We start from the raw sequence: 23,909 nt of genomic DNA on the forward strand, positions 1-23,909 counted from the left end.
ACGACTTATCTCTATGACTTTCATTTTATTGGCTCATATTAGGCGCAAAGAATTTTAGAACTTCTCTAAGAACGAAAAGCGGAAAAGCATTTTATTCGCGCGACGAAAAGAGAAAGACACTGCGATTTCGCCCAAAGGCGAAGAGCGACAGCCAGCCCCAAAATCCCGGCCTCAGTTTTGAGGCGGCGTTTTTTCTTTTTGTTACCTTTTTCTTTTTGACGCCAAAAAGAAAAAGTAAAACCCCGACATTCAATCAAAACTTAAAAACAACATAAAAAGCATGAAGAAACTGATCATTGCGGGAAAAGAATTTGACTCCCGCCTCTTCCTGGGAACAGGAAAATTCAACTCCAATACCTTGATGGAAGAAGCCATCAAAGCATCCGGCACCGAAATGGTGACCGTAGCCATGAAACGCATCGAACTGGGTGACAAGGAAGACGATATGCTGAAACACATCATCCACCCACACATCCAGCTGTTGCCGAACACCTCGGGTGTACGTACCGCCGAAGAAGCCGTATTCGCCGCACAGATGGCTCGCGAAGCCTTCGGTACCAACTGGCTGAAACTGGAAATCCATCCGGACCCGCGCTACCTGTTGCCGGATTCTACCGAAACACTGAAAGCTACGGAAGAACTGGTGAAGCTGGGATTCGTGGTACTTCCTTACTGCCAGGCCGACCCTACCCTGTGTAAGCGTCTGGAAGAAGCGGGAGCCGCTACCGTCATGCCATTGGCTGCCCCTATCGGTACGAACAAAGGCTTGCAGACACGGGATTTCCTGCGCATCATCATCGAGCAGAGCAATGTACCGGTAGTAGTCGATGCAGGCATCGGAGCCCCGAGCCACGCTGCCGAAGCCATGGAGATGGGTGCTGACGCCTGTCTGGTCAACACAGCCATCGCCGTTGCCGGTAATCCGGTAGAAATGGCCATCGCCTTCAAAGAGGCTGTCATCGCCGGACGCCGTGCCTACGAAGCCGGACTGGGCATTCAGGCCACCAACCTGGAAGCATCGGCCTCATCGCCGCTTACCGCATTCCTGAACGATTAATTTTCATCCCGACGTTTTTTTATTACTAACCGGCAGGATCCTCCTGCCAGCTAACCCACCAGAAAACATGGAAAAAGAAAAAGATAAAGCCTACGCGCACGCCGAGAAAGCCTACATGCAAGGACAGATGTTCCCGTTCATCCGTGTAGGAATGCAGAAAGTCAACCTCACTCCGACCGTCACCATCGTAGACGGTCAGAAAGTGATGACTCCGAACGCACCAGTCTATATATACGACACCAGCGGTCCGTTCAGCGACCCGTCCGTTACCATCGACCTGAAAAAAGGCCTTCCGCGTATGCGTGAGAGCTGGATTACCGAACGCGGCGATGTGGAGCAATTGCCTTCCATCACTTCGGAATACGGAAAGATGCGCCGAGACGACAAATCGCTCGACCACCTGCGCTTCGAACACATCGCTCTCCCCTACCGGGCCAAAGCAGGACACTGCTGTACACAGATGTATTATGCCAAGCAGGGCATCGTGACTCCGGAAATGGAATACGTTGCCATCCGTGAGAACATGAACTGCAGGGAACTGGGTATCGACACCCACATCACTCCGGAATTTGTGCGTGACGAAATCGCCGCCGGACGTGCGGTACTGCCGGCTAACATCAACCATCCGGAAAGTGAACCGATGATTATCGGCCGGAACTTCCTGGTGAAAATCAATACCAACATCGGCAACTCGGCTACCACATCGAGCATCGAAGAAGAAGTGGACAAGGCCGTATGGAGCTGCAAGTGGGGAGGCGATACCCTGATGGACCTCTCTACCGGTGACAACATCCACGAGACCCGCGAATGGATTGTCCGTAACTGTCCGGTTCCGGTAGGTACCGTGCCCATCTACCAGGCCTTGGAGAAAGTGAACGGCAAAGTGGAAGACCTGACCTGGGAAATCTACAAGGACACCCTTATCGAACAATGCGAACAGGGGGTAGACTACTTCACCATCCATGCCGGTATCCGCCTGCACAACGTACACCTGGCCGACAAACGTCTGTGCGGTATCGTGAGCCGTGGCGGAAGCATCATGAGCAAATGGTGTCTCATCCACAACCAGGAATCATTCCTCTATGAACACTTCGACGACATCTGCGACATCCTTGCACAATATGACGTTGCCGTATCTTTGGGTGACGGTCTGCGTCCGGGGTGTATCGCCGACGCGAACGACGAAGCCCAGTTCGCCGAGCTCGACACATTGGGAGAACTGGTACTCCGTGCCTGGGACAAGAACGTACAGGCCTTCATCGAAGGTCCGGGACACGTGCCCTTGCACAAGATTCAGGAAAACATGGAACGTCAGATCAAGCATTGCCACAACGCTCCGTTCTATACCCTCGGTCCGCTGGTAACTGACATTGCTCCGGGTTACGACCACATCACTTCGGCCATCGGTGCCACCCAAATCGGTTGGCTGGGTACCGCCATGCTGTGCTACGTCACTCCGAAGGAACACCTCGGCCTGCCGAACCGCGAAGACGTGCGCACCGGTGTCATCACCTACAAGATTGCCGCTCATGCAGCCGACCTGGCCAAAGGCCATCCTGGTGCCCAGATCCGTGACAATGCCCTGAGCAAAGCCCGCTACGAGTTCCGCTGGCGCGACCAGTTCCACCTGAGTCTCGATCCGGACCGTGCTCTGGAGTATTTCAACGAAGGCCGCCATACGGACAGAGAATACTGTACCATGTGCGGTCCGAACTTCTGTGCGATGAAACTCAGCAGAGACCTCTCTGAAATTAAAAAGTAAAAGTTAAAAGTTAAAAATGAGATACTTATGGGACACAGTGTAGTTTATGGGAAATCACTGAATTTTGCCTTACGCATCGTCAAAGCATACCAGTACCTGAGTGACGAAAAAGGAGAACATATCTTGTCGAAACAGCTGTTGCGAAGCGGCACAGCCATAGGAGCCATGGTTTGCGAGGCCGAATTTGCGGAAAGTGCCAGCGACTTTATCCACAAACTGCACATTGCCCTGAAAGAGGCTAACGAAACCGCCTACTGGCTGTTGCTGCTCTACAAGTCTGATTACATCGAAGCTTCCTCTTACGAATCCATCGACCAGGATGCCAAGGAACTCATCAAGCTCCTGGTATGTATCATAAAGACCAGCAAGGAAAACAACCAGAAGAAAAAACAGGTCGAGAAGATGTAGCCTTCCACCTACATCCATTTTTAATTTGAGACTTTGAATTTTAACTTTTAATTTTTAATTATTAATTATCGAAATGTTTAGTGACGAATTAGAAAAGATAAGCTGGGAGGAGACGACCAAGGCCATCTACTCCAAGACAGAGGCTGACGTAATCCGTGCCCTCGGCAAATCAAAGTGTGATGTGGACGACTTCATGGCGCTCATCTCACCGGCAGCCGAGAAGTTCCTGGAACCCATGGCACGCCTCAGCAAGAAATATACCGAAGAACGCTTCGGAAGAACCATCTCCATGTTCATTCCGCTGTATATCACGAACTCATGCACCAACTCATGTGTGTACTGCGGTTTCCACATCAGCAACCCGATGGCACGTACCATCCTTACCCCCGAGGAAATAGAGAATGAATACAAGGCCATCAAGAAACTGGCTCCCTTCGAGAACCTGCTGCTGGTGACCGGAGAGAACCCTGCCAAGGCAGGAGTACCGTACCTGGCTAAGGCACTGGATCTGGCCAAGCCGTATTTCTCGAACCTGAAGATTGAAGTCATGCCGCTTAAGGCCGAAGAATATGCCGAACTGGTAAAACACGGACTGAACGGTGTCATCTGTTTCCAGGAAACTTACAACAAGGCCCGCTACAACGTCTACCATCCGCGCGGCATGAAGTCAAAATTCGAATGGCGTGTAAACGGTTTCGACCGCATGGGACAAGCCGGAGTCCACTCTATCGGAATGGGAGTCCTCATCGGACTGGAAGATTGGCGTACGGATGTGACCATGATGGCCTATCACCTACGTTATCTGCAGAAACACTACTGGAAGACCAAATACAGCGTAAACTTCCCACGGATGCGTCCGGCAGAAAACGAAGGGTTCCAGCCGAATGTCATCATGAGTGACAAGGAACTGGCTCAGGTTACCTTCGCCATGCGTATCTTCGACCATGACGTAGACATCTCCTACTCTACCCGCGAACCGGCCAATATCCGCGACCACATGGCAACATTGGGCGTAACTACCATGAGTGCAGAAAGCAAGACCGAACCGGGCGGCTATTATACCTATCCACAGGCATTGGAGCAATTCCATGTCAGCGATGAGCGTACCGCCGTTGAAGTAGAGAAAGCCCTGAAAGCCATCGGACGCGAACCCGTATGGAAAGACTGGGACGCTTCATTCGACCGGATTGCCCCTTTAGCCCGATAACCCGTAACCCTAACCCTATATGGATTTGAAAGAACGTTATAACCGCCAGCTGATTCTACCAGAAATCGGTGAAGAAGGACAAGCCCGTCTGCAGCAGGCGCGTGTACTGATAGTAGGCGTGGGAGGACTCGGTTCTCCCATCGCCCTTTACCTGACCGGTGCCGGCGTAGGCACCATCGGACTGATAGACGACGATGTGGTGAGCGAAAGCAACCTGCAGCGCCAGGTACTCTACAACGAGAAAGAAGTAGGCCTGTCCAAAGCCGAAAAAGCCCGTGAACACCTGCAGGCCTTGAACAGCCATGTCTGTATCAAAGCTTATCCCGAACGGCTGACTGCCGAGAATGCCGAGGCCATCATCGGACAATACGACCTGGTATTGGACGGCTGTGACAACTTTGCCACCCGTTACCTCATCAACGACACCTGTGTCCGACTCGGGAAAGTATATATATATGGTGCCATCCGTGCCTTCGACGGACAAGTTTCTGTCTTCAACTATCAGGGAGGCCCAGACTACCGCCGCCTTTTTCCCGATGAAGAAGAGATGTACCGCATGCCTCATCCACCCAAAGGTGTATTGGGTGTAACTCCCGGTCTGATAGGATGTGCCGAGGCCAACGAAGCCCTGAAAATCATTGTCGGTTACGGCGAAGTACTGAGTGGGAAACTCTGGCAAATAGATTTGAAGACGTTGGAAACTTTTACAATTTTAATCTAAAGATTAGGAAAATTTGCAATTGCTTGCTAACTTTGCCGCACAATTACCATCGCGCATGAAGTTAATAGTGATAACACCTCCCACGTATTTCGTGGAAGAAGACAAGATTATAACTACCCTATTCGAAGAAGGGTTGGACATCCTGCACCTGCGTAAACCAGATACAGCACCGGTCTATGCGGAGCGTTTGCTGACCCTTATTCCTGAAAAATACCATAAACGCATCGTCGTACACGACCATTTCTACCTGAAGAATGAATATGCCCTGAAAGGCATTCATCTGAATCATCGGAATCCGGTAGCGCCGGACTACTATTCAGGCCACATCAGTGCCTCCTGTCACACACTGGAGGAGGTGGAAAGCGACAAACGGACCTGTGATTATGTATTCCTGAGTCCGATTTTCGACAGCATCTCCAAAGAAGGATATACTTCCCATTTTACCCCCGAAACCATCCGCGAAGCCGTGCAGAAAGGTATCATCGACAAGAAAGTCATCGCCTTGGGCGGTGTGGATGAAGAGAACCTGCTGCGTGTCAAAGATTTCGGATTCGGAGGCGCCGCAGTCATGGGAGGACTCTGGAACAAGTTCGACCCGGCTTTCGACTATAATTATCAGGAACTTATCGCTCACTTCAAGAAACTGAAGAAGCTGGCAGACTGATTGTCATGCAATTTTATGAGAGAAACGTTTGTTTGACTTGAAGAAATGCTGTACCTTTGTAACTAATTAAAGGCAATATATCGTATAACAATGAACGCAACAACACCGTTTAAAGTTTTCTCGGGCACAAACTCGAGATATCTTGCAGAAAAAATCTGCAACAGCTTGGGTTGTCCCCTTGGTAACATGAACATTACCCACTTCGCCGACGGCGAATTCGCGGTATCCTACGAAGAATCGATTCGTGGCCAGCACGTATTCCTGGTGCAGTCTACGTTTCCGAACTCTGACAACCTGATGGAACTGCTGCTGATGATTGATGCCGCCAAACGTGCATCTGCCAAGAGCATCATCGCCGTTATTCCTTACTTCGGATGGGCCCGTCAGGACCGTAAGGACAAACCTCGTGTTTCTATCGGTGCCAAACTGGTAGCTAACCTGCTGAGCGTAGCAGGTATCGACCGTTTGATTACCATGGACCTGCACGCCGACCAGATTCAGGGATTCTTCGATATCCCGGTAGACCACCTGTATGCTTCTACCATCTTCGCACCTTACATCCAGTCTCTGAAGCTGGAAAATCTGGTAATCGCTACTCCGGACGTAGGTGGTTCAAAACGTGCCAGCACGTATGCCAAATTCCTGGATGTTCCTTTGGTATTGTGTCACAAGACACGTGAAAAAGCCAATGTGGTAGCTTCCATGCAGATTATCGGTGACGTAAAAGACAAGAACGTAATCCTGATTGACGATATGGTAGATACAGCCGGTACCATCACCAAGGCTGCCGACATCATGAAGGAAGCAGGAGCTACTTCTGTACGTGCCATCGCTTCCCACTGCGTAATGTCAGGACCGGCTTCTGAACGTGTTCAGAACTCACATCTCGAAGAGATGGTATTCACAGACAGTATTCCTTATTCTAACCGTTGCGCGAAAGTGAAACAGCTTTCTATCGCCGACATGTTCGCTGAAACCATCCGTCGTGTGATGACCAACGAATCCATCAGCTCACAGTATCTGATTTAAGGATAAGATATTGAACAGCGGGGTTGCTCAATGAAAACCTCGTTTCACAAGCGAAGAATCTTTAGGCCACTGACCGGAAGATTCTTCGCTTTGATATATCACCCCTTCCCTTTTTCCCTAACACTTTACCCCTAGACATTTCATGAAAATCCTCTGGCTAGACCTGAACAGTTCGTATGCGCACGCCTCCTTGGCTTTACCGGCTCTCCACGCCCAGTTACTCCATCAGGAAGACCTGTCGTGGGACATTGTATCGGCTACCATCAATGAAAATCCGGGTATGATAGCCGGAGAAATCTACCGCAGACAACCCGACCTGATAGCCGCTACCTGCTGGCTTTTCAACCATGAAATGCTGATGCACATCCTGGGGCGCGCCAAAGCTCTCCTGCCGGAAGCTTCCATCGCTTTAGGGGGTCCGGAGTTTCTAGGAAACAACGAAGTATTTCTGCGGAATCATCCTTTCGTACACTGTGTCTTCCGGGGAGAAGGAGAAGAAGTCTTCGCCCAGTGGCTCGATGTATGGAACACTCCCGAGCAATGGAATTCCATCGAAGGACTCTGCTACCTGGACAGCAACGGGCAATACCGCGACAACGGCTTGGCACGTGTCAGCGGTTTCGACCGTCTGACCCATCCGGAACAGAGCCGTTTCTTCAACTGGGAGAAACCGTTTGTACAGCTGGAAACTACACGCGGCTGTTTCAACACCTGTGCCTTCTGTGTCAGTGGAGGAGAAAAACCGGTCCGTACCCTGTCTATCGATACCATCCGTGAGCGCATCCGCACCATCCATGCGCACGGCATCCGGAACATCCGCGTGCTGGACCGTACCTTCAACTACAACAGTAACCGGGCCAAAGCTTTGCTGGCTCTTTTCCGAGAATTTCCGGATATCCATTTTCATCTGGAAATCCATCCGGCTCTATTGACCGATACCTTGAAAGAAGAACTGGCAGACATGCCTGCCGGACTTCTCCACCTGGAAGCCGGTATCCAAAGCCTACGGGAAGAAGTACTGGAGACCTGTCGCCGAAAAGGAAAGCTACAGGACGCTCTGGAAGGTCTGCGCTACCTCTGTAACTTACCGAATCTGATTACCCATGCCGACCTGATAGCCGGACTTCCCCTGTATCATCTGACACAACTGGTAGAAGATGTACGGACATTGGCAGCCTACCGTGCCGGAGAAATCCAGCTGGAATCGTTGAAACTGCTCCCAGGAACTGAAATGCGGAGACGGGCAGAAGAGCTCGGTATCCGGTATTCGCCATTTCCTCCTTACGAAGTATTACAGACTCGGGAAATTACCCCCGATGAGTTACAACGGGCACGCCTGCTGTCACGCCTGCTCGATGCCTACTATAACACCTCGGCCTGGCAGGACATCACCCGCCGACTGATTACAGAGCAACCTGATTTCCTGCTCCATTTCCTGGACCATTTAATAGCGCGGAGTGTCATCGACCAACCCATGAGTCTGGAACGAAGGGGAATCATCCTGTATGAATACTGCAAGACCTGCTATCCCGACTATACCTTAGCGGTCAGCCTGGCTTGGATAGAAGCAGGTATGTCTCTGAAAAAACAACCCGCCGAACGGGTACGCACCAAGCATGTTACTCCACCGGCTGACTGGCAATGCTGTTGGGGAACCTATCACGAAGGCCTCCGTCTATGCAAACTGGAGGACGAGTCCACCCACCGCTGCTACTGGTACGGTTTCGAAACCGAAAAGCAGGAGACACAACCCTGCCTGAAAGCTGTCAGCATCCTTGCCTGAAAAGTCCTGAATACCTTTCGAAGGGCCCATATACTGTCAGTACATCCGAAAACGGTTACCAGTTGCCATCCATACAGGCTCAGTCGACAAAAGCCGGAGATTGGTCGATTTCGTTTCCACTTCCGGTTGTTTTATCCTAGCTTTGTTCTGTAATCAAAAACTGAACATTATGAAGAAACAACTGAAAAACGTCTGCTTCGCCGCAGGAATCGCTCTAATGACTACTTGCCTGACATTTCCCAGCCAACTCATGGCACAAGAATCAGCCCGTACCGAACGTCGCGAACTGCCGAACGCAGAGCGCAGTGCCAAACAACTGACCGACAAGATGCAGCACGAGCTGGGACTGACCGATAAACAATACAAGAAAATCTACAACTTGAATCTGAAAGAACAGAAAAAGATAATCGAACTGCTTAAAGAACGTCCGCAAAGGAATTTCCCACCCGAAGAAGGAGGCAGACCGCAAGGTCCCAGACCTCCAATGGGAGGGCCACAGGGAGAGTTCGGCAGACCGGGTAAACATCCGGACATGAAAGGTCCCCATCCGGCAGGAAACCAAGAACTGGAAAAGCTGCGGGAAAAGAACGAAAAGAAACTGAAGAAAATCCTGACGGAAGAACAGTATGCCAAATGGAAAAAGATACAGCCACAAAAGCCTCCAAAAGATTTCTCCAGAAAATAAGAATACATCATCCATAGACAAGCCGGCTCCGAGTGCCGGCTTTTTTCTTGCTACAGGTTCCGGAGAGGATATCCGAAGATGGTTAAAAACGCCCATTTTCTGTTGTTTTCCTACCCGATATTCCAAAAGTTTACTATATCTTTGAAAAAACAAAGAAAACACTTATATACCATGATTACATTTCCCAATGCAAAGATAAATCTCGGACTGAACATTGTAGAAAAGCGTCCGGACGGATATCATAACCTGGAAACCATCTTCTACCCGATCAACCTGCAGGATGCACTCGAAGTGAACCGGATGGAAAACAGTCAAGTACCTTACAAACTCCGTGTGAGCGGAACAGCTATCGAAGGAAGCCCAGAAGAAAATCTGGTAGTGAAAGCCTATAACCTGCTCCGTGAAAAATATGAACTGGCTCCGGTAGATATCCACCTCTACAAACATATCCCGATGGGAGCCGGTCTGGGAGGCGGATCGGCCGACGGTGCCTTCATGATTAAAGTACTGAACGAGAAATTCCGGCTGGGCCTCAGCATCGAAGAAATGGAAAGCTATGCGGCCCAATTGGGAGCCGATTGCGCGTTCTTTATCCAGAACCAACCGGTCTTTGCCACAGGTATCGGCAACGTATTCGAACGTATCCGCCTGTCACTGGGCAGTTACCGCCTGGTACTGGTGAAACCGAATATCTCCGTATCGACCAAAGAAGCGTATGCCAACATTCAGCCCAAACGCCCGGAAGTATCGTTGAAAGAAATCGTACAGCAACCGGTAGAGACCTGGGCTACCTGCATGAAGAATGACTTTGAAGACAACGTATTCAAGCTCTATCCGGAGATAGCTGCCATCAAGGACAAGATGTACGATTTAGGTGCTGTCTATGCTTCAATGTCCGGTTCCGGTTCTGCCGTATTCGGCCTGTTCAAAGAAAAGATAGAGAATGTGGACGAGAAGTTTGCCGGTTACTTCTGCCGCCAACGCGAAATGATTTAACCTCCATTCATGGAAAATACTGGGAACGAAACGCCTCATACCGACGGAAGCCGGAGCCCCCGGCTTTCCGCCGACGGATATATCCATCCGTTCATCCATCCGACCGACGGCATCGCTTTACCGTCGGCCTTTACTTATCCTTTCCATTATACGCCACATCCTTTGACCCGACTGGCAGCCGAAGAAGTTCAGAATTATCTGAAGACCCGTTCCGACTGGCAGGAAGAGCTCCAGAACGGGAAAATGTTCGGTGTGCTGATTGTCCGTACCCCGGAGGAGAAACTGGGATACCTGGCCGCTTTCTCGGGTAACCTGGCCGGAAGCAATCATCACGCTTTTTTCGTTCCACCCGTATACGATTTGCTGCAACCGGACGGTTTCTTCCGAATAGAAGAAGCTGAAATTTCTGCCATCAACCACCGGATAGCAAACGCCTTGCAGAGCGATGTTTATACCGAACTGAAAGCACAACTGGATGCCTGTCGGGAAGAAACGGACCGACAGCTACAGGCAGCCAAAGAAAGCATGAAACGGGCCAAAAACGAACGGGAAGCCGCACGCAGCCTAGGAGTCAGTCCGGAAGAAGAAGCCCGCATGATTCGGGAAAGCCAGTTCCAAAAAGCTGAATACAAGCGTCTGGAACGGAGACTGAAAGAAGAACTGGCTGTCAAGCAGACTGCTCTCAGCACCTATGAAGCTACCGTGCAGGCCTGGAAACAGGAGCGGAAACAACGTTCGGCTGCCCTTCAGCAACGTCTGTTCGTACAGTTCCGGATGTGGAATGCCCGGGGTGAAGTCAAGGATTTGTGCGAACTCTTCCGTGACACCCCCCAAGGGACCCCTCCGGCAGGGACCGGCGAATGCGCCTTACCCAAACTCCTCCAGTATGCTTACCAGCATCATCTGGAACCTCTGGCTATGGGAGAATTCTGGTGGGGACAATCGCCCAAGAATGAAATCCGCCGGCAAGGAGAATTCTATCCGTCGTGTACCGGCAAATGCGCCCCTATCCTGAAACACATGCTCATCGGATTGAACGTAGAGAAGAATCCCCTGGAAGAAGACCGACATCGGGAAACTCCTCTGCCCATTCTTTACGAAGACGAATGGCTGGTAGTTGTCTGCAAACCCGCCGGCATGTTATCCGTGCCCGGTAAAAACGGCCTCGATTCCGTATATGAACGGCTGCACGCACGCTATCCGGAAGCTACCGGTCCGTTGATAGTACACCGTCTGGACATGGCCACTTCCGGACTGTTGCTGGCAGCCAAGACCAAAGAAGTCCACCAACACCTGCAGGCCCAATTCGAGACACGCAGCATCAAGAAACGTTATACAGCCATCCTGGAAGGACTTCCTGCGGCAAAAGAAGGAGAAATCCGCCTTCCTCTCTGTCCGAACCTGCTACACCGTCCGCTCCAGTCGGTCGATTTCGAACACGGGAAGCCCGCTGTAACGCGCTATCAGGTTCTGCAAAGCCTGAATAACCGGACATTGGTCGCCTTTTATCCGCTGACAGGACGTACCCATCAGTTACGGGTACATGCCGCCCATCCGCAAGGGCTGAATTGTCCCATCGCAGGCGATGAACTTTACGGGAAAAAGGCCGACCGTCTGTATCTGCATGCTGCCGAACTGACTTTCACCCATCCCGTGAATGGCAAGACCATCCACATCGAGCAGGAAGCGGATTTCAAGCTATAAGCCATCGCTCAACAGCAAGGTCTGCGCACTCCAGGAATCTGACAACAGATTTCATAATCATTCCAAAAGTGCTCTCCGCCCATCCCGCCAGAAACGGTAGCCGATAAGCAACAGCACAAAGACCGTTCCTCCGATACAGACCCAACCAAACAACTCCTTCAAACTGGTCAGGGTAGTCTGAAGCACCACCTGTCCGTACAAGTCTGTCAGGGAAACATGCGGCATCCACTCACGGACCTGGTCCATATTCTGACTCAGTTGACCGATATTGTCTTGCACAAGTTTCCGCATCCAGCGGTTCAACAAGGCAGTCCCTAATGGTGTAGCGATACTGGTCCGGATAAAACTCAATACACACAGCCCCTGAAAGAAATGCTTGAACGGAACACATTTGGCTACATAGATGGTCAGCGCGATATAAAGAATGCCATGCCCTATCCCTCTTAAAAAATTCGGAAGATACAGACTTTCGATATTCAGATTCGGGTGAATCAGGAAGTACATGTAGTATTCGTATGCAACTATCAACGAAAATCCTATCACAATCAGCAACTTGAATCCCTTGTGGAGAACGACACGCCGATAAAACACCGCTCCTGCTCCACACAAGATACCGGAAAAGACATACCAGTTCAACGAAATGGCATTCAGCCGGTCGTACTTCAAGATGGATTTCATGAACATCTCCTGAAGCACGGAGGAAGTAGCCAGGAACAGACAAAGCATCAGGAACAAAAAAAGAATGGTCGGGAAATGCCGGTAACGCAACACCTGCATCTCGATGTATGGCCGGCGCAGCGTCTGCATCCTCCTCACATTCACCAACAGAGCAACTGTAGCCAGAACAATGCATCCCCGTATTTCAACGCTGTCCAGCCAATCGTAGAATTCGCCATAAATACACACATAGACGATGGAAAACAAGACCACGACCCACAGGATCCCCCCAATCCAGTCGATACCATACAGAGGCACTTTCTTGCCCACGCGTACCCGACGGGTCAGAAAATAAACACAGCACCATACCACGGCCAGCATAAACATGACAAAGCCATGCATGTAGCGCCAATGCACCCAGTCGGTCAGATGGATAGCCACAAGTCCCGACAACTGGATACTCTCCAGTACCACTATATAGATGAAGGGATAGAACACCGAGAAGTTTCCCGAAGGAGTCACACTCAGGCGCATGTTGGAGAAGCACTCGAAAGTTCCCCACATCCGGAAGAAACCGGAAATGAAACACGTAACAACCAGGACCGGAAGAATATCCGTATGCATGGTAATCCAGTTGCAGGCAATCAGAATGGGGCAGACAGTCAACAGAATGGAACGGGTGGTAAAGCGGGACTTCAGCCGGAAGAGTATGGGAAATATCACCGTCATCCCGATGAACGATGCATATCCGGCCATCATCACATCTTCCTGGATACAGCCCAATTCACTGGACATCTGCACAGCTACCGGCAGAAAGACACCTCCATTGAACTGGAACACCGTGGCAAAACACATGGAGAGGAATATACACACCGGCGTAGGCAGAAATTCCTTGAAATAGGCGACACGCGGTCGATTTACAGCCATCTGCACCTCCTCTTAAAAACTCACCGTACATTCCACATTCATTCCGGCACGCAGACGTTCCAGGTCTTCAGCCCGGTTACGGGCTGTAAATTCGATACGCACAGGAATACGCTGTTCCACTTTCACAAAGTTTCCCGCAGAATTGTCCTGAGGAATCAACGAATAAAAGGAACCGGTTGCATCGGATATGGAAGAAATACGTCCTTCGAACGCTACTCCCGGCAAAGCATCCACCTGGATGTCGACCAGCTGGCCTTTCTGCATTCGGGTGGTCTGCGTTTCCTTGTAATTGGCAATCACCCACTTCTCGGTACCGTCTACCAAAGTAACCAACGTCTGTCCCTGCTGTACCAATTCGCCTTCGTGGATTTCCTTCCGTCCGGTTACCCCATCGGCCGTTGCCAGAATAACGGTATAGGAAAGATTCAGACGGTCCAGCTCCAGCTCCGCTTCTGCCAGCTTAATGGCAGATTCGTTCTGGTCCAACCGTTGGGTCTGCTCCTGCTTTACCAGCGAAGTAGACTGTTTCTGACGCAACAACTGTTCGTAACGGGCTTTGGTAGCCTCATAGTCCGTCTTTACCCGGTCAAACTGCTGCGGTGTCACCGCCTCTTCCTTCAGCAATCCTTCATAACGCTTGAAATCAGCTTCGGCATTCTGCAGACGTACGCGCTGTTCTTCGATGGCAGCATCGGTTACCAGAATGTTGTTCTGCGTCGTATTGATTGTCGTGTGCATGGCGGTTTTACCTGCCAAAGCGCTCTGATAATCGGCCTCAGCCTGTGCCACTTTCAGCCGATACTCCGTATCCTCAATAATCACCAGCGTATCACCTTTCTTGACCCGCTGATATTCATCGAAGCAGATTCTTTTAATGAAACCCTGTACCCGGGTATTGACAGGAGTCAAGTGCTGTTTAACCTGAGCGTTATCGGTAAACTCCACATTTCCCCAGTGGATAAAACGTCCGAAAGTCCAGCCGATACCGATAGCCAGGACCAGCAAAATGAAAAAATTAGGGATAGCACGTCTTTTATTTCTAATCATACGAGTAAATTTTAAAGGGTTAAAGGGTTCCGGTTATCTTCTTCAGCAAATAATACTGGTATAGAATCTCAATCTGGTCGTTGGCCAGTTGCAGTTCGGTATCCAGCTGAGTATTGCTGGCATCCAGCATGTCGGTAATCAGTGCCAGACCATTCAGATACCGCTGACGGACAATGTGGAAGTTCTCATGGGCCAACTGAAGACTTTTCTCCTGTGTACGCAGACGGATATAAGCCTCTTTCAAATCAACATACGCTTTGTGAATGGTATGATCGAGTTCCTCGGCCACCAACTCCTGTTGAGCCTCCATCTTCCGGGTATGCAACTTGGCCTGTTGCAATTTCCGCTTACTCTTAAACAAGGCATCAAAATTATAGGAGATGCCCACACCGGCATACCAATACGTAAAATTCTTGTCCAATGGAGGGACTTCTACCAGGATGGGGCCAGTAAAATCGTTTGCTGCCACCAGACTGATGTGAGGCCTCCGTTCAGAACGGATAAGCTGCTGGCTGTTTTTTCCCAGTTCCACCTGCAAACCTGCAATCTGCATCTGCGGAGACGATTTTGCCTCCGACTGCCAGAATCCTTCCTGCTCGGCATCCACAGACAACTGCCGCAAAGCCGTCGTATCCGGAACCAGGTGAACACCCGGTTCCAGGCCAAGGGTAGTTACCAACCGGTGATTCAGCACATCAATCTGATTCAGCGTAGACGTAAGACCAAGTTCCAGGTTCTGCAGCTGAAGTTCGTACCGGGTAATGTCACTCTTCAGAGCCGTACCTTGCCGGTAAGCAGCCTGCATATCCTTCACCAATAACCTGGTCTGCTCGATATTCTTCTGATACACCACCTGCTGATTATGCAACTGATAAAGATCCAGGTAATGCCCCAGAAGCAGGAAACGGACATCCTGCCGGTTTTTCCGGTATTCCAATTCGGAAACCTGCCGGTTCAGTTCAGCCTGCTCAATGCTCCGTGAAATCCTTCCTCCGGCATAGACCACCTGTGAAGCTTTTACTACAAACGAATTTCCATAATGCGGCATATCGGCATGTATACCGTTCGTAAAGTCACGGTCGGTCATACACCCGTCGCCGATATACTTAAACTCCATGGCTGCCTGAATGGTAGGCAACTGTCCGTTACGGGCTACCCGGACAGCCTGTTCCGCCTCATCGACTGCCAATGCATGTAAATTGATACTCTTGCTGTTGCGGTCGGCCAACTGGAACATTTCATCCATACGGAGCAGACGCACCTGTCCGCTCATCAGACCGACTGCCCCCCAGCACATTACTCCGATCATCCAATGTCGATTCTTCATCTTACTGTTATCCTTCTTTTCCTTATTTCATAGAATTATAGTGTCATTCTTTCCTGACGTCACAGAGAAAACTACTGACAACTTTCATCTTTCTACCAAACTTATTGGTTGTGCAAAATTAATCGATTATCTTTAGACCGAAATTGCATATTATGCAATAAGATTACCAATTTAAGCCAAAATAACGCCATGAATCAGGAACAAAAAGCCTATATTTCGCTCATCAACGAGTCTTCCGAAGAAAGTATAGTCATCAAAAAAACCGGTTGGGAGGAAATCAGCCTGTCGGTACACACCCATCAGAAACATCAAATAATCTATACATTATCAGGGACTCTCCATATTCAGATAAATGAAGCCAACTACTTTGTCCCCGAAAAACACATCGCCTGGATTCCTTCAGAATGCAACCATATCCTGTCCAGCAACAACCGACGTGTATCGCTGGTCATCTTCTACCTGAATCTGCCGAAGGAAACAGGAAAAGACCCTTACGGAGAATTTTCCGTTTACAGCACCCACGCCGTAGTTGCCGAAAACCTGCGGTTCATCGCGTCAAAAGGACCTTTCATTGAACGGCTGCATACCCCGGACCTATACGATTTTGCCATCAGCTTCTTCCGGTTGCTACCCACCATGAATCCCCACATCGAAAACCTGCTGAAAACAAAGGTAATTCCAAACGACGAACGTATCCGACCGGTATTGGAATACCTGATACAACATGCCTATGAGAATCTGAAAATCGAAGAGGTAGCCGAACGATTCAGCTTTTCCGTCCGGAACCTTAGCCGCCTGCTGCATGACTCCGGCATTCACTTCAACCGTTATCTGAACCAACAACGCATTACCCGAGCCATCGAACTTTTTGCCGACGGCAAGAAAAGCATACAGGAAGTCGCTTACGAAGTAGGATTCAACACTCCGAACAACTTCAACCGGGTATTCAAACAGCTCACCGGTATGACACCGAAGAATTATGGAGGAGAAATTACGAAAAAGAGTCATACCAATGTATGACTCTCTCTTGTCGGGGTAGCGGGATTCGAACCCACGACCCCCTGCTCCCAAAGCAGGTGCGCTAACCGGACTGCGCTACACCCCGAATATGTAATCTGAATGACTTGTCTGTCTCTGTCTCCGTCTGTCGGGGTAGCGGGATTCGAACCCACGACCCCCTGCTCCCAAAGCAGGTGCGCTAACCGGACTGCGCTACACCCCGGGGTCTTTTTTTCAAAAGCGATGCAAAGGTACGTCTTATATTTGAAACATGCAAGTTCTCGGGTAATTTTTTCACATAAAAACAGATTACAGAACAGAAATAGGGTAAAATCAAAAGAGAAAAAACAAAATTTAGCTACCCGACAAACTTTTCTTATGAAAGGATGTTATTATGGTACATGATACCTGAAACACTTTTTTGAGAACATAACTAGATAAACTAAACAATGAAACAAACTAGACTTTTCTGTCTGGGCCTGACTATGGCCAGCTGCCTGAGTGCTTTTGCAGCAACTGACGAACCGCAGAACGATACGGACAAGTACGCGGTAGTAACAAACAGATTCAATGCCAATTGGTTCATCGGTGTAAACGGTGGTGCACAAATGTACATCAGTGACGGTTTCAAACTGGATGACAACAAATGGAAACTTGTGACACCTGCCGTAGAAATCAACGCAGGCAAATGGTTCACTCCAGGTATCGGTCTGCGTCTGGGTGTAGCCGGTTATCAGGCCAAAGGCTTCTCATGGAGCCCGAATGTAGGACATGTATACAAGGAAATCAAACCGGGGGTATACGGTACAAAATGGGGGATGATTCAAACTCATGCCGATGTGATGCTGAATTTCACCAACCTGTTCCTGGGCTACAAAGAGAACCGTGTGTATAACGCCATCCCCTATGCCAGCATAAGCTATCTGCGTGGCGTAGACCAGAGCAAAGAAAACGAGCTGGGAGTAGGTTTGGGATTCATCAACAGTTTCCGGGTAAACAATTCTCTGAACATCAATCTGGAGCTCCGTGCTACAGCCGTCAACGACCATATGGACGGTATTGTCGGCGGGAAAAATTACGAAGCCACCACAGCTGTACTGGTCGGCGTAAGTTATAAATTGGGCAAGAAAGGATGGAACCGGCCTAACCAGGTTTCCGGAGAAGAGATTGCAGCCGTACAAAGCCGCCTGAAAGAAATGCATCAGGAAAACCAGCTTCTTAGAAACCAGATTGGAGAACTGCAACAGGATCTGGCCAACGCTACACAATCGAACGGTGTCCTTCCAGTGGCAGCCTGTCCGGCAAATCTGGCCAATTATGTAGTGTTCTTTAATATCAACAAGGCTGATGTCAGTCAGAAAGAAGAAATCAACCTGAAAGAAATAGCCGACAAGATCAAACAATATCCGGCAGCCAAATTCCGTGTAACCGGTTATGCCGACGAACAGACCGGTACAGCGGCATACAATGAAGCGCTCAGCAAGCAACGCGCAGAGGCCGTATACAATGTATTGGTAAACAAATATAACGTAAACCCGAACCAGCTGATCCTCTCCTACAAAGGAGGCGTAGCCGACCTCTTCGACGGACAACCCAGATTGAGCCGTGCTACCATTGTCAGTGTTTCTGAATAATCAAATGAAAATGTGAAAAAGGCTGCCAGGAAATCTCCTGAGCAGCCTCTTTGCGTCTTGTATATCTTGATAAGCACTTATTCCACGTAAAGGACCAGTCCCTTCAGATACTCCCCTTCCGGATGATAGATATTTACCGGATGGTCGCCCGGCTGTGTCAACTGGTGCAGGATACGCACGCTCCGTCCACTCTGTGCAGCTGCCGTAAAGACAGCATTGCGGAAATCCTGCTTGCTGACTACCTGAGAACAGGAGAACGTAAACAGAATACCTCCCGGACGAATCTTCTCGAACGCCTTTGCGTTCAATTTGGTATAGCCTCGTAAAGCATTCCGCAACGCATCACGATGTTTGGCGAAAGCAGGCGGGTCCAGAATAATCAGATCGTACTGGTCGCCCATACGGTCAAGGTACTTGAAGGCATCTTCGGCATACGCCTGATGACGATCATCTCCCGGGAAATTCAACTTGACGTTTTCATTGGTCAAATCGATGGCCTTGGCCGAACTGTCGACAGAATGTACCAGTTTGGCCCCTCCGCGCATGGCATAGAACGAAAAACCTCCGGTATAACAGAACATGTTCAATACACTCCGTCCATGAGCATAGTGCTCCAGCAAGGCACGGTTCTCACGCTGATCGACAAAGAAACCGGTCTTCTGCCCCTTCAGCCAGTCTACGTGAAACAGCAGACCGTTTTCCATAGCCACATTCTCCGGGCTACCGCCTTTCAGGAAACCGTTCTCTGTAGCCACCAAATCAGCCTTATAAGGCAAAGTAGTCTCACTCTTATAATAAATATGTTGTACCACGTCGCCCATCACGGTATCCAGAGCATCGGCAATCGCCAACCGGTCCATGTGCATGCCTGCCGAATGAGCCTGCATGACCGCCGTATGATCATACACATCGATAATCAGTCCCGGCAAGTTATCTCCTTCGCCATGAACCAGGCGATAGGTATTGTTTTTCGGGTTACCGATCAATCCCAGTGCCACACGCAAATCTTTTGCCACCTGCAACCGACGCTTCCAGAAATCCGCATCAATGGTCTCTTGCTTGAAAGACAATACCCGTACAGCGATACTGCCAATCTGGTAATGTCCACAGGCAATAAATTCCTTCTTGGAAGTATAGACATCCACTACCTCCCCTTCTTCAGGTTCACCTTCCACGCGTGCCAAAGCTCCGGAGAAGACCCAGGGATGGAACCGGCGGAGTGAATCCTCCTTGCCCGGTTTAAGAAATACTTTTTTATAAGCCATATATAACTATAGGTAAATAATCCATTTATCAGTTCAAGTCCTCACTGCCCACAGCCGGGACGGAATCCTCCACTTTTTCGATGACATAATTTCCTGAAGCACGCAAATCCTCCAAATATTCGTAGATACGGACGCAGGCCCAGGCATCTGTTGCCGCATACAACTGCTGTGCTTCGGTCAGCGTATCAGCCTCCCAGTTGGACAAGCGCTGGTTTTTCGAAATCTTCTGGCCAAAGAGCAAGGCATAGATTTTCTGCAGGCTCATTTCCTCAATACCGAAACGAGGCACATAGTCCTGCAGTTCAATCCAATTTCCCACCCGCAGGTCTTTCTGGTTTCTCCGACGGAGCATGGCAAAATCATCCTTCAATGAAAGACCGACCTTCAACACATCATTCAGCAGGAAATCCTCCAGAAAGTCAGGTAAGCCCAGGCTGTTCAGCCGGAACAGGAAACAAGTATCATGCGTAGACACCTGCAGCAAAGCCACTTTATTGACCGAGCCCTTACGGAAAGAAGGACGTGTCTCCGTATCCACTCCGACAATGGTCCGGGTGTTCAGGTATTCAACCGCTTTCCGTGCCTCCGCTTCTGTATAAATGACAAAGATACGCCCCGGAAAAGTCACTTTCGGGAGCTCCGCTATTTTCTTTTTATCTATCTTGTTCTTTAATAAAATCATGGTTCATCCTGCTTTAAGGTTCATCCTCACCCATATCCAACCCTTCGTATAACTCCTCTTCCGTACAGTTATCCTCGTAGATATCTTCCGAGTCATCGGCCTCCTCCCAGGAAGCATTCCGGCTGTATTTCAATTCATGCAACGGACGCATCACATTCACCAGCCGTTGTCCCCAGTATTCGGCGAACCGTTCCCGGCATACCGCCAATGCATCGTTCATGGTCTGAGGCAATCCCAACTGATAGACACAGATAAAATCCTTCAACACCTGATAGATGTCTGCCAGACCTTCGGAAATCTCCTGACGGATAGGAGAGTCGCTGTATGCCATGTCATCAAGGAACACTTCCAGATAATCGTCTCCATCACCCAACAAAGCCGCTATTTCGGAGCGGAGCTGATTATAGTCGGACTCTGTCACAAACGTCTCCACGTCATCCTCTTCCATGCGTTCACAAACCGGAAGCAGAGAAGCCTTCAAATAAAGCAAGGGTAATACCTTCAACAACTTATCGACAAAGTCACTACGCTTCTGCAAAGAAGTCCGTTCCAGGAATCCACACAATTCAGCCGCTACAGTCACAAATTCAACGGTATTCTTATCAAAGATGGGTTGTATACTTTTTTCCATAATTAAGCATAATAGGCAGGCAAAGATACGAAAAAAATTTTTCATTTTTAGTTTTATTCGTACATTTGCATGATTCTAACTGATAAAATGCATACGACTATGATAAAGAAAAAGAAAGAGACAAAGGCCTCGGAAACACACGAAGAAAGCCTCTTCTCCAAAGAAAAAATTGTCACCGCCATGAAAGGCGAGAGCATCCATTTCGCCCTAGGATTGCTTATGGTGATTTTCGGCGTATACCTCCTGCTGGCTTTTACATCGTTCTTCTTTACCGGAGGAGCAGACCAAAGCCTGTTGGAGCATCCGGAACCGGGAGAACTGGCACGTACGGACAACCAGATACAGAACGTGGCTGGACCACGGGGAGCCCAATTGGCTCAATTCCTTATCAACGGCTGTTTCGGTATATCAGCGTATGCCATCGTCGTGTATCTGATTGTAGCCGGCATGAGTCTGATGAAAGCCTATCAGTTCAACCTGTTGAAATGGTTCATCGGCTGCAGCATCGTCATGATCTGGTTGTCTTTGGCGCTAGCCTTTGGAGTCCAACCGTTCCTGACCGACTCTTTCATTTACCCGGGAGGCCTGCACGGTTACAATGCCTGCCAGTGGATTTCGTCACAGATAGGAATGCCGGGAATGTTCCTGCTACTGCTGGTCACTGCTGTCCTGTTCGCCCTTTTGCTGACCCGTAAGACCATTTGGGTGGTCCGCAAGGCGCTCCGCCCCGATTTATCACGTTTCAAACGCAAAGGAAAGGTACAACCGGAAGCGACTGAAAATTCCGGGAACGATGCCATACATCCAGAATCAGCCGAAACCGTCGAAGAACCTGAGTTGAGACAGCCCGAAGAGCAACAAATGTCCTCTCAGGCTGTAGCGACAGAAGAAGAGGAGAAGGCAGAAGAGGCATCCGAAGATACAACGGCACGCCCTTTTGAGCAAGAGGAGGATGAAGAACCTTCTTACCTTCATTCCTCCCACTCCAATGACACCCGTGATGCACGGGTAGTCGAACTGGAACCAACCATTGCCGAACCGGTTGCCTCCAGACCGACTGTGACTGTAGAGACAACTTCCCAACCGTCCGAGCCCTCGTTTGAAATCAGCGATGAGATACACGAAGACGATGAAATGTTACATGGAGAACTGACCCAGCCGTATAATCCTCGGTTGGATCTGGAACATTACCAGTTCCCGACTCTCGACCTGCTGAAAAATTACGATGACAACGTACCGGCCATCGACATGGAAGAACAGAATGCCAACAAGGACCGCATCATCAAGGTGCTCCGCAGCTTCGGCATTGAAATATCTTCCATCAAGGCCAGTGTAGGTCCCACCATTACCCTCTATGAAATTACCCCGGCCGAAGGAGTCCGTATCTCCAAAATCCGTAACCTGGAAGATGACATCGCCCTCAGCCTTTCAGCCTTGGGCATCCGTATCATCGCTCCGATTCCGGGAAAAGGTACCATCGGTATCGAAGTGCCGAACGCCAATCCGCACATCGTCCCGATGAGTTCGATCCTGGCCAGCCGGAAATTCCAGGAGACGACCTTCGACTTACCGGTAGCTTTGGGTAAGACCATCACAAACGAAGTATTCATGGTTGACTTGGCCAAGGCCCCCCACATGCTGGTAGCCGGTGCAACCGGTCAAGGTAAGTCTGTCGGACTGAATGCCATCGTAACCTCACTGCTTTACAAGAAGCACCCGAGCGAACTGAAGTTTGTCATTATTGACCCCAAGAAAGTGGAATTCGCCATCTATGCACCGATAGAACGCCACTTCCTGGCCAAGCTTCCCGACGGTGAAGACGCCATCATCACCGATGTTACCAAAGTGGTGCAGACCCTGAACTCCTTGTGTGTAGAGATGGATACCCGTTACGACCTGCTTCGTAAAGCCGGCTGCCGAAACATCAAGGAATATAACCAGAAGTTCATCAACCGCCAGTTGAACCCGGAAAAGGGACATCATTTCCTGCCTTACATCGTCATCATCATCGATGAGTTCGGCGATCTGATTATGACAGCCGGCAAGGATGTAGAACTTCCGATCTGTCGTATCGCCCAGTTGGCACGTGCTGTGGGTATCCACGCCATCATCGCCACCCAGCGTCCGACGACCAACATCATCACCGGTACCATCAAAGCGAACTTCCCGGCCCGTGTAGCCTTCAAGGTAGCCTCCATGATGGACTCACGCACCATTCTGGACCGTCCGGGCGCTCAACAGCTCATCGGTAAGGGTGATATGCTTTACCTGCAGGGCAATGACCCGGTACGTGTACAATGTGCGTTTGTCGATACACCGGAAGTGGAACGGATTGCAGACTTCATCAGCAAACAGCAAGGTTATCCTACGGCCTTCATGCTGCCGGAATACGTCGACGAGAACAGCGACTCAGGTAGTGTAGCCGATGTGGACATGAACCGTCTGGACCCGTTGTTTGAAGAAGCAGCCCGCTTACTGATTTATCATCAGCAAGGCTCTACTTCACTGATTCAACGTAAGTTCTCTATCGGATATAACCGTGCCGGACGTATCATGGACCAGTTGGAAAGAGCAGGTATCGTAGGTCCGACCAACGGAAGCAAGGCACGCGAAGTTCTCTGCATGGACGAGAACGATCTGGATATGCGCATGAAAGGGCTGAAGGAGTAACCCTCCCCTACCCTTTCTTGCATGAGACCAACAGGAAACTGGAAACCTGAAAAA

20 protein-coding genes and 2 tRNA genes are annotated in these 23,909 nt (G+C 49.7%); 14 read left to right on the forward strand and 8 right to left on the reverse strand.

The genetic code is table 11. The features are described from left to right. The first annotated feature begins 280 nt into the window (after window positions 1-280). The 11 genes from C510_RS0108160 to C510_RS0108210 all read left to right on the forward strand — a co-directional run bounded on the left by C510_RS0108160 (window position 281) and on the right by C510_RS0108210 (window position 12,016). On the forward strand, window positions 281-1,057 hold the full coding sequence (locus tag C510_RS0108160; RefSeq protein WP_018710857.1) for a thiazole synthase: 777 nt from the start codon (window positions 281-283) through the stop codon (window positions 1,055-1,057). 67 nt (window positions 1,058-1,124) lie between these two features. Then, window positions 1,125-2,819 (forward strand): phosphomethylpyrimidine synthase ThiC, encoded by a 1,695-nt coding sequence (gene thiC / locus C510_RS0108165; protein ID WP_018710858.1) that lies wholly within the window; start codon window positions 1,125-1,127, stop codon window positions 2,817-2,819. Between the two features lie 27 nt (window positions 2,820-2,846). Continuing rightward, a complete protein-coding gene (locus C510_RS0108170; RefSeq protein WP_018710859.1) occupies window positions 2,847-3,227 on the forward strand; it encodes a four helix bundle protein in 381 nt (126 codons plus the stop codon). 73 nt (window positions 3,228-3,300) lie between these two features. Continuing rightward, window positions 3,301-4,434 (forward strand): 2-iminoacetate synthase ThiH, encoded by a 1,134-nt coding sequence (thiH, locus tag C510_RS0108175; RefSeq protein ID WP_018710860.1) that lies wholly within the window; start codon window positions 3,301-3,303, stop codon window positions 4,432-4,434. Between the two features lie 19 nt (window positions 4,435-4,453). Continuing rightward, window positions 4,454-5,155: a HesA/MoeB/ThiF family protein gene (locus C510_RS0108180; protein ID WP_018710861.1), complete on the forward strand. Its 702-nt coding sequence runs from the start codon at window positions 4,454-4,456 to the stop codon at window positions 5,153-5,155. 55 nt (window positions 5,156-5,210) lie between these two features. Then, window positions 5,211-5,819 (forward strand): thiamine phosphate synthase, encoded by a 609-nt coding sequence (locus tag C510_RS0108185; protein WP_025892354.1) that lies wholly within the window; start codon window positions 5,211-5,213, stop codon window positions 5,817-5,819. A 90-nt stretch (window positions 5,820-5,909) separates the two neighbouring features. Next, window positions 5,910-6,848 carry a ribose-phosphate pyrophosphokinase gene (locus C510_RS0108190; protein WP_025892355.1) on the forward strand — a complete coding sequence of 313 codons (939 nt, stop codon included), beginning with the start codon at window positions 5,910-5,912 and terminating at the stop codon, window positions 6,846-6,848. Between the two features lie 142 nt (window positions 6,849-6,990). Beyond that, window positions 6,991-8,631, forward strand: a complete 1,641-nt coding sequence (locus tag C510_RS0108195; RefSeq protein ID WP_018710864.1) for a B12-binding domain-containing radical SAM protein — start codon at window positions 6,991-6,993, stop codon at window positions 8,629-8,631. A 169-nt stretch (window positions 8,632-8,800) separates the two neighbouring features. Beyond that, window positions 8,801-9,316, forward strand: coding sequence for a DUF4890 domain-containing protein (locus tag C510_RS16295; protein ID WP_025892356.1), 516 nt, complete (start codon window positions 8,801-8,803; stop codon window positions 9,314-9,316). Window positions 9,317-9,487: 171 nt separating this feature from the next. Next, window positions 9,488-10,312 (forward strand): 4-(cytidine 5'-diphospho)-2-C-methyl-D-erythritol kinase, encoded by an 825-nt coding sequence (gene ispE, locus C510_RS0108205; RefSeq protein ID WP_018710866.1) that lies wholly within the window; start codon window positions 9,488-9,490, stop codon window positions 10,310-10,312. 9 nt (window positions 10,313-10,321) lie between these two features. Further along, window positions 10,322-12,016 carry an RluA family pseudouridine synthase gene (locus C510_RS0108210; RefSeq protein ID WP_018710867.1) on the forward strand — a complete coding sequence of 565 codons (1,695 nt, stop codon included), beginning with the start codon at window positions 10,322-10,324 and terminating at the stop codon, window positions 12,014-12,016. 57 nt (window positions 12,017-12,073) lie between these two features. On the opposite strand, the gene C510_RS0108215 is transcribed toward C510_RS0108210, so the two are convergent. Genes C510_RS0108215 through C510_RS0108225 form a run of 3 tightly spaced genes read right to left on the reverse strand, consistent with a single transcriptional unit; the run spans window position 12,074 to window position 15,974 of the window. Then, window positions 12,074-13,600 carry an MFS transporter gene (locus tag C510_RS0108215; protein ID WP_018710868.1) on the reverse strand — a complete coding sequence of 509 codons (1,527 nt, stop codon included), beginning with the start codon at window positions 13,598-13,600 and terminating at the stop codon, window positions 12,074-12,076. Between the two features lie 12 nt (window positions 13,601-13,612). Next, window positions 13,613-14,647, reverse strand: a complete 1,035-nt coding sequence (locus C510_RS0108220) for an HlyD family secretion protein (protein ID WP_026320154.1) — start codon at window positions 14,645-14,647, stop codon at window positions 13,613-13,615. Window positions 14,648-14,666: 19 nt separating this feature from the next. Further along, window positions 14,667-15,974, reverse strand: a complete 1,308-nt coding sequence (locus tag C510_RS0108225; RefSeq protein ID WP_025892358.1) for a TolC family protein — start codon at window positions 15,972-15,974, stop codon at window positions 14,667-14,669. 189 nt (window positions 15,975-16,163) lie between these two features. On the opposite strand from C510_RS0108225, the gene C510_RS0108230 reads away from it, so the two are divergent. After that, the gene (locus C510_RS0108230) at window positions 16,164-16,994 is read left to right on the forward strand and encodes an AraC family transcriptional regulator (protein ID WP_018710871.1); all 831 of its coding nucleotides are present in this window, start codon (window positions 16,164-16,166) and stop codon (window positions 16,992-16,994) included. Window positions 16,995-17,004: 10 nt separating this feature from the next. Here C510_RS0108230 and C510_RS0108235 read toward each other — a convergent pair. Beyond that, a tRNA-Pro gene (locus C510_RS0108235) sits at window positions 17,005-17,079 on the reverse strand. Between the two features lie 42 nt (window positions 17,080-17,121). After that, window positions 17,122-17,196 (reverse strand) — tRNA-Pro (locus C510_RS0108240). Window positions 17,197-17,422: 226 nt separating this feature from the next. On the opposite strand from C510_RS0108240, the gene C510_RS0108245 reads away from it, so the two are divergent. After that, the gene (locus C510_RS0108245; protein WP_081621826.1) at window positions 17,423-18,607 is read left to right on the forward strand and encodes an OmpA family protein; all 1,185 of its coding nucleotides are present in this window, start codon (window positions 17,423-17,425) and stop codon (window positions 18,605-18,607) included. A gap of 77 nt (window positions 18,608-18,684) precedes the next feature. Here C510_RS0108245 and C510_RS0108250 read toward each other — a convergent pair whose 3' ends face one another. Genes C510_RS0108250 through C510_RS0108260 form a run of 3 tightly spaced genes read right to left on the reverse strand, consistent with a single transcriptional unit; the run spans window position 18,685 to window position 21,185 of the window. After that, the gene (locus C510_RS0108250; RefSeq protein ID WP_018710873.1) at window positions 18,685-19,872 is read right to left on the reverse strand and encodes a class I SAM-dependent rRNA methyltransferase; all 1,188 of its coding nucleotides are present in this window, start codon (window positions 19,870-19,872) and stop codon (window positions 18,685-18,687) included. A gap of 28 nt (window positions 19,873-19,900) precedes the next feature. Then, window positions 19,901-20,554, reverse strand: coding sequence for a 3'-5' exonuclease (locus C510_RS0108255; RefSeq protein ID WP_018710874.1), 654 nt, complete (start codon window positions 20,552-20,554; stop codon window positions 19,901-19,903). A gap of 13 nt (window positions 20,555-20,567) precedes the next feature. Continuing rightward, complete coding sequence (locus C510_RS0108260; RefSeq protein ID WP_025892359.1) at window positions 20,568-21,185, reverse strand: DUF5063 domain-containing protein; 618 nt, start codon at window positions 21,183-21,185, stop codon at window positions 20,568-20,570. Between the two features lie 102 nt (window positions 21,186-21,287). On the opposite strand from C510_RS0108260, the gene C510_RS0108265 reads away from it, so the two are divergent. After that, window positions 21,288-23,855, forward strand: coding sequence for an FtsK/SpoIIIE family DNA translocase (locus C510_RS0108265; protein WP_026320156.1), 2,568 nt, complete (start codon window positions 21,288-21,290; stop codon window positions 23,853-23,855). Window positions 23,856-23,909 lie beyond the last annotated feature (54 nt).

Origin of the sequence: Phocaeicola barnesiae DSM 18169 = JCM 13652, assembly GCF_000374585.1 — a bacterium.
Classification (GTDB): Bacteria; Bacteroidota; Bacteroidia; order Bacteroidales; family Bacteroidaceae; genus Phocaeicola; species Phocaeicola barnesiae.

Coding starts and splice junctions, on each gene's coding strand:
- C510_RS0108160 (WP_018710857.1), top strand. CDS start 281: ATGAAGAAACTGATCATTGCGGGAAAAGAATTTGACTCCCGCCTCTTC.
- C510_RS0108195 (WP_018710864.1), top strand. CDS start 6,991: ATGAAAATCCTCTGGCTAGACCTGAACAGTTCGTATGCGCACGCCTCC.
- C510_RS0108255 (WP_018710874.1), bottom strand. CDS start 20,554: ATGATTTTATTAAAGAACAAGATAGATAAAAAGAAAATAGCGGAGCTC.
- thiC (WP_018710858.1), top strand. CDS start 1,125: ATGGAAAAAGAAAAAGATAAAGCCTACGCGCACGCCGAGAAAGCCTAC.
- ispE (WP_018710866.1), top strand. CDS start 9,488: ATGATTACATTTCCCAATGCAAAGATAAATCTCGGACTGAACATTGTA.
- C510_RS0108185 (WP_025892354.1), top strand. CDS start 5,211: ATGAAGTTAATAGTGATAACACCTCCCACGTATTTCGTGGAAGAAGAC.
- C510_RS0108170 (WP_018710859.1), top strand. CDS start 2,847: ATGGGACACAGTGTAGTTTATGGGAAATCACTGAATTTTGCCTTACGC.
- C510_RS0108220 (WP_026320154.1), bottom strand. CDS start 14,647: ATGATTAGAAATAAAAGACGTGCTATCCCTAATTTTTTCATTTTGCTG.
- C510_RS0108190 (WP_025892355.1), top strand. CDS start 5,910: ATGAACGCAACAACACCGTTTAAAGTTTTCTCGGGCACAAACTCGAGA.
- C510_RS0108215 (WP_018710868.1), bottom strand. CDS start 13,600: ATGGCTGTAAATCGACCGCGTGTCGCCTATTTCAAGGAATTTCTGCCT.
- C510_RS0108210 (WP_018710867.1), top strand. CDS start 10,322: ATGGAAAATACTGGGAACGAAACGCCTCATACCGACGGAAGCCGGAGC.
- C510_RS0108180 (WP_018710861.1), top strand. CDS start 4,454: ATGGATTTGAAAGAACGTTATAACCGCCAGCTGATTCTACCAGAAATC.
- C510_RS0108230 (WP_018710871.1), top strand. CDS start 16,164: ATGAATCAGGAACAAAAAGCCTATATTTCGCTCATCAACGAGTCTTCC.
- C510_RS16295 (WP_025892356.1), top strand. CDS start 8,801: ATGAAGAAACAACTGAAAAACGTCTGCTTCGCCGCAGGAATCGCTCTA.
- C510_RS0108225 (WP_025892358.1), bottom strand. CDS start 15,974: ATGAAGAATCGACATTGGATGATCGGAGTAATGTGCTGGGGGGCAGTC.
- C510_RS0108260 (WP_025892359.1), bottom strand. CDS start 21,185: ATGGAAAAAAGTATACAACCCATCTTTGATAAGAATACCGTTGAATTT.
- thiH (WP_018710860.1), top strand. CDS start 3,301: ATGTTTAGTGACGAATTAGAAAAGATAAGCTGGGAGGAGACGACCAAG.
- C510_RS0108245 (WP_081621826.1), top strand. CDS start 17,423: ATGAAACAAACTAGACTTTTCTGTCTGGGCCTGACTATGGCCAGCTGC.
- C510_RS0108250 (WP_018710873.1), bottom strand. CDS start 19,872: ATGGCTTATAAAAAAGTATTTCTTAAACCGGGCAAGGAGGATTCACTC.